Annotated in this window: 10 protein-coding genes; 4 read left to right on the forward strand and 6 right to left on the reverse strand. The window is 47.9% G+C overall.

Annotated elements, in window-relative coordinates; translation table 11 throughout:
- Positions 1-13: 13 nt before the first annotated feature.
- Together BFR57_RS03665 and BFR57_RS03670 are read left to right on the forward strand one after the other, a co-directional pair.
- The gene (locus BFR57_RS03665; RefSeq protein WP_071462681.1) at positions 14-1186 is read left to right on the forward strand and encodes a YCF48-related protein; all 1173 of its coding nucleotides are present in this window, start codon (positions 14-16) and stop codon (positions 1184-1186) included.
- 1 nt (position 1187) lies between these two features.
- Positions 1188-3521: an MMPL family transporter gene (locus tag BFR57_RS03670; RefSeq protein ID WP_071462682.1), complete on the forward strand. Its 2334-nt coding sequence runs from the start codon at positions 1188-1190 to the stop codon at positions 3519-3521.
- Positions 3522-3545: 24 nt separating this feature from the next.
- Here the strand turns inward: BFR57_RS03670 and BFR57_RS03675 are convergent, their stop codons facing one another.
- From BFR57_RS03675 to BFR57_RS03685, 3 genes are all read right to left on the reverse strand, one after another.
- Positions 3546-5168 (reverse strand): GMC family oxidoreductase, encoded by a 1623-nt coding sequence (locus BFR57_RS03675; protein ID WP_071462683.1) that lies wholly within the window; start codon positions 5166-5168, stop codon positions 3546-3548.
- Positions 5146-6606, reverse strand: coding sequence for an exodeoxyribonuclease I (gene sbcB / locus BFR57_RS03680; protein WP_071462684.1), 1461 nt, complete (start codon positions 6604-6606; stop codon positions 5146-5148). The genes BFR57_RS03675 and sbcB overlap by 23 nt, the downstream gene beginning before the upstream one ends.
- Positions 6607-6704: 98 nt before the next feature.
- Entirely contained in the window at positions 6705-6944 is a 240-nt protein-coding gene (locus BFR57_RS03685; RefSeq protein WP_071462685.1) for a hypothetical protein, read from the reverse strand.
- 81 nt (positions 6945-7025) lie between these two features.
- Here BFR57_RS03685 and BFR57_RS03690 point away from each other — a divergent pair, with 81 nt between their 5' ends.
- Together BFR57_RS03690 and hrpA are read left to right on the forward strand one after the other, a co-directional pair.
- On the forward strand, positions 7026-8078 hold the full coding sequence (locus BFR57_RS03690; protein WP_071462686.1) for an isoaspartyl peptidase/L-asparaginase family protein: 1053 nt from the start codon (positions 7026-7028) through the stop codon (positions 8076-8078).
- Between the two features lie 11 nt (positions 8079-8089).
- Entirely contained in the window at positions 8090-12034 is a 3945-nt protein-coding gene (gene hrpA / locus BFR57_RS03695; protein WP_083405019.1) for an ATP-dependent RNA helicase HrpA, read from the forward strand.
- 36 nt (positions 12035-12070) lie between these two features.
- Here hrpA and BFR57_RS03700 read toward each other — a convergent pair whose 3' ends face one another.
- The 3 genes from BFR57_RS03700 to nrdB all read right to left on the reverse strand — a co-directional run bounded on the left by BFR57_RS03700 (position 12071) and on the right by nrdB (position 13847).
- Entirely contained in the window at positions 12071-12337 is a 267-nt protein-coding gene (locus BFR57_RS03700) for a GrxA family glutaredoxin (protein ID WP_006955353.1), read from the reverse strand.
- A gap of 104 nt (positions 12338-12441) precedes the next feature.
- Positions 12442-12705, reverse strand: coding sequence for a class I ribonucleotide reductase maintenance protein YfaE (gene yfaE / locus BFR57_RS03705; protein ID WP_006955351.1), 264 nt, complete (start codon positions 12703-12705; stop codon positions 12442-12444).
- 8 nt (positions 12706-12713) lie between these two features.
- Entirely contained in the window at positions 12714-13847 is a 1134-nt protein-coding gene (gene nrdB, locus BFR57_RS03710) for a class Ia ribonucleoside-diphosphate reductase subunit beta (protein ID WP_071462687.1), read from the reverse strand.
- Between the last annotated feature and the right edge of the window lie 15 nt (positions 13848-13862).

A 13862-nucleotide genomic window follows, 5' to 3' on the forward strand; every position in this document is an offset into this window, starting at 1 on the left:
TTTAGGAGGTTCCATGCGTCTGTCCCCAACCCGCTTTGGGTTGTTGCTCAGTGGGGTTTTGAGCACTTTTGCATTCGCACAAGAAACCGATGTGTCGTCGCAGCAAGGATTTGATGTGATTTACGCGCCGGCAATGCAAGCAAGCAGCAAACTAATTATAAAAAACCCGCTTATTGCAACCGCTAAGCTATCTAACCGCCTTGTTGCGGTCGGTTCACATGGCAATATCATCACTCGAGATTTAGATAGTAACACATGGAAACAGGCTAATGTTCCGACCAGTGTGTTACTGACCAGCGTCGACTTCGCATCCGACTCAATAGGCTATGCCGCAGGTCACCATGGCGTGATATTAAAAACGACCGATGGCGGCGATACTTGGCAGCGTATCTTTGATGGTTTTGATCTGCTCGATCTTGAAGTTGCGTTTTATCAGCAACGCATTGCAGAACTTGAACAAAAAATCGCCGCAGAAGGTGATGAGTCGGGTGATTTGCAGTGGGCGCTCGATGATGCCAAGTTCTATTTAGAAAATGCACAGCGTGCAAAACAAGAGACAGGTCCTTCAAAACCGATATTAGATATTAAAACGCTAGCCAATGGCGATGTGCTGGCGGTGGGCGCGTACAACACCTTGTTGGTCAGCCAAGATAAGGGCACGACCTGGCAACTTATTAGTGGTCGTCTAGATAACCCGAATGGGTTTCACTTAAACGCCATTGCTACGCAGGGCGACAATGTATTTATTGCCGGTGAAGCGGGCACCGCATATGCGAGCCGGGATAACGGTGAATCATGGTTGTCGGTTGCACCGCCGTACGATGGATCATTGTTTGGTGCTCATTTTGATAATCAAGGTCGGTTATGGACCTATGGTTTGCGTGGCAATATTTTCGTCTCTGATGACTTAGGTGAGCGTTATACCGCAATTGACAGTCCAGCGGATGCCAACTTGATGAGTGGCTACGCGGATACTCAAGGTACCCAGTGGATTGTGGGTAACTCAGGTGTCATTTTAGCAATCACTCCCTCTCTCGACGTGACTGAACACACACATCCAAGCAGTGCTGTATTCGGCGAAATGGTTGAATTTAACGGCGAAAAGGTACTGACCAGTCGTTCTGGTATTTACTATTGGCCAGCAAAAACAACCCAAAGTGAAACAGCGGAAAAGGGGCTAGAGTAGCGTGGATAATAATATCGAAAATAAAAAACCCTCTTTACTCGAACGGGCATTATTCAAGTTTCGTTTAGTTTGGTTACTATTATTTGCGGCGGTCACCCTTGTGTTGGGCTATAACGCCGTTCAAGTACGCCCAGACGCTTCATTCACCAAAATGATTCCGACTGAGCATCCGTTTATTCAAAATTATTTTGAATACCAAAAGGATCTATCGAGTCTTGGCAACGTTGTGCGTATTGCCGTTGAAAATAAGCAAGGCGATATTTTTGAGCCTGAGTTCCAAGAAACGGTCAAACAAATTACCGACGAAGTGTTCTACATTCCTGGTGTTAATCGCTCAGGTTTACGAAGCTTATGGACACCCAATGTACGTTGGATGGAAGTCACTGAGGAAGGTTTCGTTGGTGGTCCGGTTGTCCCAGACGGCTATGATGGTGGTCAAGAGTCCATTGCTCAACTTCGAGAGAATGTGCTTCGCTCCGGTGAGGTGGGTAACTTGGTTGCGAACAACTTCGAGTCAACCATCATTTATGTCCCTCTCGACGAAGTGAATCCCGAAACGGGCGAAAAGCTGGATTACGGGGAATTTTCGGAGCGCTTAGAAACCTTAGTACGTGACAAATATCAAAGCGACGAAATTGGTATTCACATTACCGGTTTTGCCAAGTTGATAGGTGATTTGATCGATGGTGCCGAGCAAGTTGGTTTGTTCTTCTTGCTGGCGATCCTTATCACTTTGGCTATGTTATATGTGTACAGTCGCTGCTGGCGCAGTACCTTCACCGTACTGGGCTGCTCAATCATTGCTGTGATTTGGCAATTGGGTATTATCGATCTGATTGGCAGTGGGATAAATCCATACTCAATGCTAGTACCGTTTTTAGTGTTTGCGATTGGCGTATCTCACGGTGTGCAAATTATTAATGCCATTGGTTATAACCGTACGCATGGCTTCGACAAGTTTGAAGCGTCCAAGCTTGCTTTTCGGAGTTTATATATTGCCGGCCTAACGGCACTAGCGAGTGATGCGATTGGCTTTACCACGCTGATGGTAATTGATATCGCAGTGATTAAAGAACTTGCGATAGCGGCCAGTATTGGTGTGGCGGTTGTGGTACTGACTAACTTGGGCTTACTACCGATTTTGATGTCGTATTTCGGCGTATCTGATAAAGGTGTCGAATATCACCGCAAAGCGGAAAGTGAAAAACACATCGTGGTGCGTACCTTTGAGAAGTTTGCACAGCCTAAATGGGCATACAGTGCCTTAGGCGTTGCCGTGGTGTTGTTGGCTTGGGGTCTATACTACGGTCAGCAAATGCAGATTGGTGACTTGGATAAAGGCTCACCCGAGTTACGTCCAGATAGCCGTTATAACCTCGATAATGCTTATATTGTCGATAATTACAGCTCAAGTACCGATATTTTTGTGGTGATGGCTGCGACCGAACCACAACAATGCATCGCATACAATAACCTCGAGTTTATGGATCGCTTTAGTTGGCACATGCAAAACACCAACGGAGTACAAGACGTAAAATCGATTGTGTATGTATCCAAAATGGGTATGTTTGCCATAAACGAAGGTAACCTAAAGTGGTTCACCTTAAATCGTAACCAGTTTGTTACCAATGCATCGTTGAGCCGTATCCCAGATGGCTTGATTAATAACGATTGTTCGATGGCGCCGATTATTATTTACCTTGATGATCATAAAGCGGAAACATTGAAGAATGTGGTCGCCTCTGTCGAGTCGTTTAAGCAGAACTACCAAAAAGAAGGTATTGATTTGCTGATGGCGGCGGGTAACTCAGGTATTGAAGCAGCGACAAACTCCGTCATTGAGAGCGCCCAGAACAAAATGCTGCTGTGGGTCTATGGCGTGGTGATCTTCCTGTGTTTAGTGACTTTTAGAAGCCTCCGCACAGTCGCCTGCATCGTCTTACCGCTCGCGTTTACAACAGTCATGAGTCAAGGGTTAATGGCGGTGTTAGGGATAGGCATTAAAGTTGCGACCTTACCGGTTATTGCACTCGGTGTAGGTATTGGTGTCGACTACGGCATCTATATTTATAGTAAGGTTAAGGAAGGTTTGCAGCGTGGTATGGATCTGCCAGCTACCTATCGTTATGCACTTGAGAACACGGGTAAAGCGGTCGGCTTTACTGGATTGACGTTAGCGATTGGTGTTGCGACCTGGATCTTCTCACCGATTAAGTTCCAAGCGGATATGGGGATTTTGCTCACCTTTATGTTCCTTTGGAATATGCTCGGTGCGCTGATCTTGATCCCTGCGTTAGCGCGTCTATTTAAGGTCGGAAAACTGCATCAAAAATAAACGCGTGTAATTAACGGAGAAAAATTAAAAGGCGTCGGCTTTAATCAAGTCGGCGCCTTTTTCAGCTATAGCGATGGTAGGGGCGTTGGTATTACCACTGATAGGCGTTGGCATTATTGACGCATCAATAACTCGTAATTTGTTGACTCCGCGCACACAGCATCGTGGATCAACGACGGAATGCTGGTCTTGACCCATCCGACATGTACCTACAGGGTGGTAGATCAGCCCGATTTCCTCGGTAATTTGCTGGGCGAGTTCGGTATCTCGTTTATAGGGTCGAGGGAACAACCGTTTACCTACGAATGGCTTCAGGGCATCGGTCTCGAGTAAGCTACACACCTTTTTAACCGCCGCTGTCAACGCGACTAAGTCATTGGGATTTTCGAAAAAACGGTAATTGATGAGTGGTTTTCCAAACGGATCCTCGGGATTAATTTGAACGCTTCCGAGCGACTCAGGTCGGAGCAAACAGACATGAATACTGAAGCCATGCTTTAATGTGGGCCACCAGTTATAACCTGAGTCTTTAAACATGACGGGTAACACGTGGCATTGAAATTTAGGTTCGTTGTCATTCGCCCAATCGTTATCGCTCACATCGAAAAATGCACCCACCTCAGCCAATGAATGGCTTAATTGTCCGTTTTTATTGATCAGGTAGTAAAAAAACGCGGGTAAGAGTTTCAGCAAACCCCAAGGCGTAAGTGTCAATCCGTTACGTTTTTTATTTTTTACATGGACACAAATATCTGCGTGTTCGGCAAGATTCTTACCCACTTCGGGCGCATGGTATACCATCGGAACATGCACCGATTTAAGTGATTCGCTGTCACCAATTCCCGAACGTTGCAAAATAACAGGTGATGCGAGTGCACCGGCAGCAAGAATGACTTCACGATTGGCATAAAAATGTTGCTTTTGCCCCTTACAAAGCGCCTCGACACCTTGGGCATTGTGTCCATCAAATAGCACACGATGAACATTGTAACCCGACAGTATGGTTAAGTTATGTCGGTCTGCCACCGGTTTTAAGTAAGCTTTATAGGTGCTGCAACGTTCGCCATCCGCCATAGTAAATTGGAATGGGCCGACCCCCGTTAAGGTATCGCCATTAAAGTCAGAATTGTACGGCAGACCGAGTTCTTGGCAGGCCTCCACAAATGCTCGACAGACCGGGTAATAGGGGACTTTATCACTGACTCTCAACGGACCTTGATCGCCATGATAATAGCTAGCGCCACGCTGATTGGCTTCGGACTTTTTAAAGTAGGGGAGTAAAGCAGAATAACTCCATTCGTGGCCAGCCGCATCTGCCCAGCGTTGATAGTCTTGTTGACTACCTCGGCAGTAAATCATCGCATTGATGGCACTTGAGCCACCTAACCCCTTACCCCGAGGTGTGTAGGTTGTTTGTTGAGCGAAGCTTTGACCGCGGTAAAGCCAATTAAAGGTCGGGCTATGAATAAAGCGGGCAAAGCCAGAGGGCATCGTGGAGAAAAAGCCGGGCGGCTTGCGCCCGGCTTCTAAGAGTAAAACGCGGAACTGTCCATTCTCAGTGAGCCGGTTTGCGAGCACACAGCCAGCCGATCCACCACCGACGATAATATAGTCAAAACTGTGTTCAAAGCCCTTGTGCGTAGTCATAAAGTGATTTTAGCAGCTGCATACGATGTTTATTATCCTGATACTGCTGAGCCAAACCTTCAAGTTTTTCTGCAAACTCGGTTATCGAAAGCTGTCCGTTGGACGGTTCGGTAAGGCGTTGACGACAGAATTGCTGCCAGCGCTGAAGCTCGCTTTGATCCAATGTCGCCGGATAATTTCGTGCGCGGTAGCGAAACAATAGCTCGGGTAGGCGATTATCTTGCGTGTTAAGCTCGACGCCAGCTAACTGTTCCGGCTTCATCGCACGAATCATCTGCAAGTTTTGCTTATCTTGCGCGTCAAAGAAACCATCGTACAAGCGCTGATCAACGTCTAAAAGCGGCTGTTCGCCACGCTCGAGCGCGTTATCAAAAATCGCCATGACGCGATCACGGAAGTCACTGTTCTCGGCCAACCAACGAGTCCGCTCCCTAAGCGTGACCAAGTCGATTTGAGTACGTTGTTGTGCTTCCTCTGTCAGCGTTGCCAACGGTGCTAAGAACGGGCAACGATTGAGCGTAATCTGAGTTGCGCCAGGGCGTAGGGTTCCGTTGTTCTGATGCTGCTGACGGGAGGCAAATAGTAAATCTCGTAATTGCTCAGTCGAATAATCCGCAAAATCTGCTGGGTTAATACGTAGATCCCAAGCGATCAGTGCATTAGCACGTTGAGCGTGAAAACCAATCGGCAGCACGGCGGATACGAAGAAATTATCGGCGCCATACAAACCCGAGACGTGCACCAAAGGCTTAATCTGCTGCCAATTAATGAGGTTCATCAGGTCATTCTTATGGCGATGCTGTAAGGCAAACTGCCACAGTTTCGGTTGCTTCTCTGCAATCAGTTGTGCCATCGCGATGGTCGCTCGGACATCGGACATGGCATCATGCGCTTGTCCGTGATCAATACGGTTAGCTTGGGTCAACCTTTCAAGTCGCAAGGTCACACGGCCATCTTCGTCCTCCGGCCAATGAATACCCTCGGGACGCAGTGCGTAACAGGCGCGTACCACATCAATCAGATCCCAGCGCGAATTACCGTTTTGCCAAGTATGAGCATAGGGGTCATAAAAGTTGCGATAACACAGAGAGCGCGTTACTTCATCGTCAAATCGAATGTTGTTATAGCCAATAATAATGGTATTAGGTTGACTCATCTCTTGCACAATAGCTTGCGCAAAGTTGGCTTCGTTAACGCCCTGGTTAAGCGCATATTGCGGAGTGATCCCGGTTATGAGTACCGCTTCGGGGTCGGGTAAAAAATCCGGCGTGGGCTGCGCGTAAATGGTTAACGGACGCCCAACGGGTTGAAAGTCCAATGTGGTGCGCATCCCGGCAAATTGCGCAGGCCTATCAATCAGTGGCCGCGCCCCCCACGTTTCGTAGTCATGCCAGTAGAAGGTGGGTTGGTTTTTATTGTTTTCTGGAACGGATTGCATGTCTCATACCGACTCAATTTAGTTGGCTTGGAGGCTACACCATTGTTGGTAGCCCTGCAATATTAGCACTTTGATATTGAAGTCGCTAAGAGCGGCAACTAAAGCCGCTCAATATGAGTAATTTTCAATTCGTACGCTTTGTAGAGTTTTTCTTCGACGTTACGGTGGTCATCGTGATTAATCGCCAGCTCGGCATGAGGAAGAACACGCTCAGCGAGTCGACGGGCTATTTCGTCGCGCAAGTCGCGGTCGCTATCTGAATGCTCAACCGTTGGTACATTGAGTTGCACTTGCTCGGGTGCACCAAGGTGATCGTAGTTAACGCGATAAGTGGGCATACAGTTACCTCCAAAAACATTGCATTGTGGTTTCGATTACCCTGTAATGTGTAGTTCGAATCCCTTATTAAGGATAGAACCATGAAAATAAAAACAACAGTAACTATGCTTACGCTCGCGTTGGTGGGAACGTTCACTACCGCGGCAACCAAAGCTGAAACACATGAGTCCGCGGATGACAAGACACCCATTGCGCTGGTTATTCACGGCGGTGCAGGCACGATTACCCGGGCTAATTTAACCGCAGAACAAGAGGCAGCGTACCATGCTAAACTCGAAGAGGCTCTGCAGGCGGGTTACGCGGTACTTGAGCAAGGCGGCAGTAGCACCGACGCGGTGATTCACGCGATTCAAGTGATGGAAGATTCACCGTTATTTAATGCGGGTAAGGGTGCGGTTTACACGTGGGATGGTGAGCATGAGCTTGATGCCTCGATCATGAACGGGGCAACGGGCAATGCGGGCGCCGTCGCGGGCGTAAAAACAGTCAAAAGCCCGATTGAGTTGGCGCGCACGATTATGGATAAGTCGGTTCATGTGATGTTGAGTGGCGACGGCGCAGCACAATTTGCTCAGCAGCAAGGGTTAGCGCAGGTTGATAACAGTTACTTTGATACCGAACATCGCTATCAGCAGTTAATTAAAGCCAAACAAACGATTCGTAAAAGTGAGCAGCCCGAACAACAAGCTTGGCGCTATCTTGATCTCGATTATAAATACGGCACTGTGGGCGCTGTTGCCTTAGATAAGTCGGGTACGCTCAGTGCAGGCACTTCAACCGGCGGGATGACCGCTAAGCGTTATGGTAGAATAGGGGATTCACCGATTATTGGCGCTGGCACTTGGGCGGACAATAGTAGTTGTGGTGTATCAGCAACCGGTCATGGCGAGTACTTTATTCGCTACCATGTGGCTGCGGATATTTGTTCGCGTGTTAAGTATCAGAATCAAACTGTGCAAGAAGCAGGTGATGCGGTTATTCATGGTGTTTTAGAACAAGCCGGTGGCACGGGTGGTGTCATTATCATGGATGCACAAGGTCACATTGCAACACCGTTTAATACCGAAGGTATGTACCGGGGTTATATTCGTAATGGCAAAGTGCATACAGCGATTTACAAAGATGAGGATTAAAGCGGGCGTTTATGAGTCGTACCCCCAAGAAAACTAAGCCGTTAACTGCGGAACAAAAGCAAGCGCAAAAGTATTTGCTCGAAAAATTTGCCGATGCACTGGCTGAATGTACGTTAGCGGATGCCGCGCTTTTAAGAGGGCGGCTGCGTGGCAGTGTCAAGATAAACGATGCAAAACGGCGCATGGATGTGCAACAACACATAGAGCAGGATATTGAGGCTGCGCAATTGCATTTGCTCGCTCGACAAGAGCAACAGTTCAAACTCGATTATCCTGAACAACTACCAGTTGCTCAAGAGCGTGATCGCATTTTAACAGCGATGCGCGAGCATCCAGTAGTAATTATCGCAGGTGAAACGGGATCGGGTAAAACGACTCAATTACCTAAGATGTTGCTCGAGTTGGGGTATGGACGCAAAGGCACTATCGCACATACGCAACCGCGTCGGTTAGCCGCACGCAGTGTCGCTGCGCGTATTGGCGAAGAGCTAGGCGATACACAAAAGCAGCAAGTGGGTTACAAGATCCGTTTCCAAGATGAGACGGCACCGACCACTGCGGTCAAATTAATGACCGATGGTATGTTGTTATCGGAACTGCAAAATGACCCTTTATTGCTACAGTACGACGCAATTGTCATCGATGAGGCGCATGAACGCAGCTTAAATATCGATTTCTTGCTTGGCGTGTTACATCAACTACGTCGCAAGCGCCCGGGTCTTAAAATTATTATCACCTCCGCCACTATCGAAACCGAACGTTTCTCTAAGCATTTTGATGATGCGCCGGTGCTCACCGTTAGTGGCCGCACGTATCCCGTTGAGGTGCGTTATCGCGATCCATCGGAACAACCAGAGGCGCAGAACGATGTCCTCGCGAGTTTGTTAGATGCGGTGCAAGAACTTCAAGCTGAAGGGCCGGGTGATATTTTGATTTTCGCCAGCGGCGAGCGGGAAATACGGGACTACGCCGAAGCCATCGCCGATTTGCAATTGCGTGATACCGAAGTATTGCCGCTCTATGCGCGGTTATCATCGAGCGAGCAGAACCGAGTTTTTCAGTCCCACAGCCAACGCCGTGTCGTGATTGCTACCAACGTAGCGGAGACGTCATTAACGGTCCCCGGTATACGCTACGTGATCGATCCCGGTACCGTGCGGATGAGTCGCTACTCGTATCGAACCAAAGTACAACGTCTCCCGATTGAGCCCATTTCACAAGCCAGTGCAAATCAGCGTAAAGGTCGGTGTGGTCGCGTGGGACCGGGTATTTGTATTCGCTTATATAGCGAGGAAGACTTTCTCAGTCGCCCAGAATATACCGATCCTGAAATTCTGCGGACCAATTTAGCGGCAGTTATATTGCAGATGTCGGCGATGCGACTGGGGGATATTCGACGCTTTCCGTTTGTCCAGAAACCTGATGAACGATTTATTAAAGATGGTTTAAACCTGCTGGAAGAACTCAACGCGATTGCGCCCAACCGAAAACAACAGCAACCACGATTAACAGACACCGGTCGACAATTGGCACGTTTACCGCTCGATCCCAAACTCGCACGTATGGTGCTCGCCGGACATGAGCAGGGCTGCGTGCGCGAAATGCTGATTATTACCTCGGCGCTCAGTATTCAAGACCCACGCGAGCGCCCGAGTGATGCAAAGGAAAAGTCTGATCAAGCACATGCACGGTTTGCCGATGACAATTCAGACTTTATGAGTTATCTCAACTTATGGAATTATTTAAGGGAGCAACAGAAAGCGCTCTCAGGTAACCAGTTTCGTAAGCAATTAAAGAAAGAGTTCCTACATTTTCTACGTGTGCGTGAATGGCAGGATGTCTATACCCAAAGCCGACAAACGGCACGTGAGTTAGGATTACGCATTAATGAGGAGGCGGCGACTTACGAACAGGTGCACCGAGCGCTACTAGCAGGTTTACTGTCTCAAGTCGGTTTAAAGGATGCCAAGCACGAGTATCAAGGAACGCGTCAAACTCGCTTTCATATTTTTCCCGGCTCTCATTTATTTGGGCGGCCGCCTAAATGGGTTGTCAGTGCTGAACTCGTTGAAACATCAAAGTTATATGCGCGCGTTAACGCCAAAGTTGAGCCTGAGTGGATTGAGCAGGCTGCAGGACATTTGGTTAAGAAGCAGTATCTTGAACCGCACTTTGAGGCAAAACAAGGCAGCGTTGTTGCTGACGAGCAAGTGACGTTGCTCGGGCTGATACTGGTGGCGCGTCGGCGCGTGCAGTTTGGTCCCATCGATCCCACGCTCGCGCGACATATTTTTATTCGAGAGGGGCTGGCGCAGGGCCAAATTAAACGTCAATTGCCTTTTATCAAGCACAATCTGGATTTGATCGCGAGTGTACAAGCGCTGGAAGAAAAATCGCGCCGCCGGGATATTCTCGTTGATGAACAGGAGTTATTTGAGGCGTACGAGCGTCATATTCCAGAGGGAATTTATAACGAAAAGCTGCTCGCAGGCTGGTGGCATAAGGCTGCAAAGTCTGAGCCTAAGTTGCTGTTCTTCAAACGTGACGATTTGATTGACGCGGATACCAGCCATATTACGGAACAAAGTTACCCCGAGTTTTGGCGACAAGGTAACCTTAAATTGCCGCTGAGCTATCACTTTGAACCCTCCGCTGAAGATGATGGGGTTTCGGTGAATATTCAGTTGGCAATTCTCAATCAAGTCGAGAATGAAGGATTTGACTGGCATATTCCCGCGCTGCGTGAAGAACGTATCACTGCGTTGATTAAGTCATTGCCCAAGCCGATCCGCAGAAATTTTGTGCCGGCACCTAACTTTGCTCAGGCCGTATTTGCGGATATTGAACCAGGTGAGTTGAGTATGCTGGAAGCCATGTGCAAGAAGCTACTGCGTATGACGGGCGTGCGAGTGGAGCCGAGTGACTTCAAGCCCGAACAAATTGATGCTCACTTGCAAATGAATTTTAAAATTCTTGATGGTAAGAAGCTGGTACGTCAGGGTCGCGACCTCACGGCGCTTAAGAATGCGCTATCGGGTCGCGTGCAGGCGCGTCTCGATAAGACAGCGGGGCAGGAAGTTGAACGTGAACCACTGGAAACCTGGTCGATTAATGATTTGCCCAAGGTGGTGAGCGAAAAGCAGCACGGTTTTGAAATGCGGGCATACCCTGCGGTAACGGTAACGCCTGATGAACAATTACAAGTTCAGATGTTCGATCATCAGAAAGAGGCTGAGCTGGCGCATGCCCGAGGAATTCGTGCCTTAGTGCTTAAACAAGTGCCTTCACCTATCAAATACTTACAGAAAAGCTTATCTAATAAAGCGAAACTGGCGATGTACTTTAACCCCTGGGGTAAAGTTGATGCGCTCATTAAGGACTGTATTGATGCAGCAGTGGATAACCTGTATCAAGATTTTGTTACAGAGCAAGACGAGGTTCGCACGGAGTCCGCGTTTAACGCGCTAGTAGAAAAAACCCGTGCTGAGCTGAATGAGCGCGTTGAGCTTATCGCGCAGCAGGTTGAGCAATGTTTAATCCGCTCCAACGAGCTGAAGAAGCAACTGAAAGGAAAAATCCCATTGGACCAGATTCAATCGCGTGGTGATGTTCAGAAGCAGGTCGAGTCACTTGTCTATCGTGGTTTTGTATCTGAGGTCGGTGCCGAGCGGTTGCCAGATATTGAACGCTACTTAAGCGCGTTGCAGCGTCGCCTCGAAAAGCTACCTGAAAATCCGAACAAGGATAGACTGGCAACATTAACGCTTGATGAGTTGACCGAGAGCTACAATGCTTTGGTTAAACGCTATCGACGTATCGTACCGACCGAGGTTCGTGAGATCTATTGGATGATTCAAGAGTTGCGCGTGTCGCTCTTTGCGCAGACGCTGGGGACTAAGTACCCTGTGTCCGAGAAGCGCATTAAGCAAGCTATAAACGAAATAAAGGCACCTTAAGGTGCCTTTATTTTTTTGCTCACTTAACCGAGAGGATTAAGCGGCGTACAAACCTAAGTGCTCTTTAGCGTAAGCTTCAAATTCGGTGAAGCCACCTACATGAGTTTCGTCGACGAAAATCTGTGGAACAGTGTGCACCGGTTTACCAACTGTTTTCTCTAAATCAGCTTTGGTAATGCCTTCTTCGTGAATATCAACGTAACGATAATCGAAGTCATCACGGTCTGCCTTTAGCTGTTCAGCGACTTCTTTAGCGCGAACACAAAAGGGACAACCTGGGCGACCAAAAATAACTGTAAACATGAATAATCCTCTAATCCTTGAATTTGACTCTATTATCCATATTTCGCGGGTGCTCTACAATGTATCTGCACGATGAGGGTTATCGTTTTTTTCGAACAGTGAGATTAATGTTCAATATCAAGGTCGGATTCTGGGACACAACAACAGGGTAAAAAGTCACCTTTGCGAACATAGGCGAGAGGGTCGGTGAGATAGCGAACTGAGCCACTTTTTAGTTTAGAACGACAGGCACCGCAAAAGCCACTTTTACAGTGATAATGTACCTCTAACTGATGCTTTTCGAGCGCATCGAGTAAAGTGCCTTCTGAAGCGTCAACGGTCAGCTCATGCTGACCGTTGACTTTGACTTTAAACAGTTTCGCTGTCATCAGGCGCGCTAAAGGTCAAAGTCGCCTAAGTCCGAGGCATCCACACTGCTGTCAATCTGGCCGACCAAATAAGAACTGATTTCAGCTTCTTGTGGTGCAACCTGTACGTTATCGGATACCAAGTATTTATTCATCCACGGCAATGGGTTTGAGCGCTGCTCTGGGAAAGGCGCATCATAGCCGATCGCTTGCATACGTAAGTTGGCAATATATTCGACGTACTGACATAACATGCTCTCGTTTAAGCCAATCATCGAGCCATCTTTAAACAGGTAGTGTGCCCATTGCTTTTCTTGTTTAACCGCGGTCATGAAGATTTCATAGGCTTCATCGGCGAGCTCTTCAGCGATCTCTGCCATTTCTGGGTCGTCTTCACCGTCTTGCCAGAGGTTGATCATGTGCTGAGTCGAAGTCAGGTGCACGTTTTCATCGCGCGCGATAAGGCGAATAATCTTTGCATTACCTTCCATGAGCTCGCGCTCTGCAAATGCGAAAGTACAGGCAAAGCTTACATAAAAACGAATCGCTTCTAACGCGTTAACTGAGTTGATGCACAAGAAGAGTTTTTTCTTCAGTTCGCGACGAGTCACGTTATGCTCTTCACCATCGACGGTGATCTTGCCCTCGCCATGGGTTTGCCACAGCTGCGTGTAGAAAATCAAATCGTCGTAGTAACGAGAGATGTCGTTAGCGCGCAGTTTGATTTGGTCATTAATGACGATATCTTCGAAAATTTCACTCGGATCGCTAAACAAGTTACGCAAAATATGCGTGTAGGAGCGCGAGTGAATGGTCTCAAAGAAAGACCAAGTTTCAATCCAAGTCTCGAGCTCAGGCAGCGAAACGATAGGCAGTAGCGCAATATTGGGGCTTCGACCTTGGATCGAGTCGAGCAATGTTTGATATTTCAAATTTGAAATAAACACATGCTTTTCACTGGCGGTTAACTTGTTAAAGTCAACACGATCACGACTCACGTCGACTTCCTCTGGACGCCAGAAGAAGCTTATCTGTTTTTCGATAAGCTTTTCAAAAATACTGTGCTTTTGTTGGTCGTAACGTGCAACGTTGACCGAGTTCCCAAAAAACATGGGTTCGGCCAACGGGTTAGTTTGTTCTTGGTTAAACGTTGAATAAGACACGCAAATCGCTCCTTA

Origin of the sequence: Idiomarina sp. MD25a, from assembly GCF_001870515.1 — a bacterium.
Classification (GTDB): domain Bacteria; phylum Pseudomonadota; class Gammaproteobacteria; order Enterobacterales; family Alteromonadaceae; genus Idiomarina.

Excerpts from the sequence above, each read along its gene's own strand:
- BFR57_RS03690 (WP_071462686.1), top strand. The coding sequence starts at position 7,026 with ATGAAAATAAAAACAACAGTAACTATGCTTACGCTCGCGTTGGTGGGA.
- yfaE (WP_006955351.1), bottom strand. The coding sequence starts at position 12,705 with ATGACAGCGAAACTGTTTAAAGTCAAAGTCAACGGTCAGCATGAGCTG.
- hrpA (WP_083405019.1), top strand. The coding sequence starts at position 8,090 with ATGAGTCGTACCCCCAAGAAAACTAAGCCGTTAACTGCGGAACAAAAG.
- sbcB (WP_071462684.1), bottom strand. The coding sequence starts at position 6,606 with ATGCAATCCGTTCCAGAAAACAATAAAAACCAACCCACCTTCTACTGG.
- BFR57_RS03685 (WP_071462685.1), bottom strand. The coding sequence starts at position 6,944 with ATGCCCACTTATCGCGTTAACTACGATCACCTTGGTGCACCCGAGCAA.
- BFR57_RS03665 (WP_071462681.1), top strand. The coding sequence starts at position 14 with ATGCGTCTGTCCCCAACCCGCTTTGGGTTGTTGCTCAGTGGGGTTTTG.
- BFR57_RS03675 (WP_071462683.1), bottom strand. The coding sequence starts at position 5,168 with ATGACTACGCACAAGGGCTTTGAACACAGTTTTGACTATATTATCGTC.
- BFR57_RS03700 (WP_006955353.1), bottom strand. The coding sequence starts at position 12,337 with ATGTTTACAGTTATTTTTGGTCGCCCAGGTTGTCCCTTTTGTGTTCGC.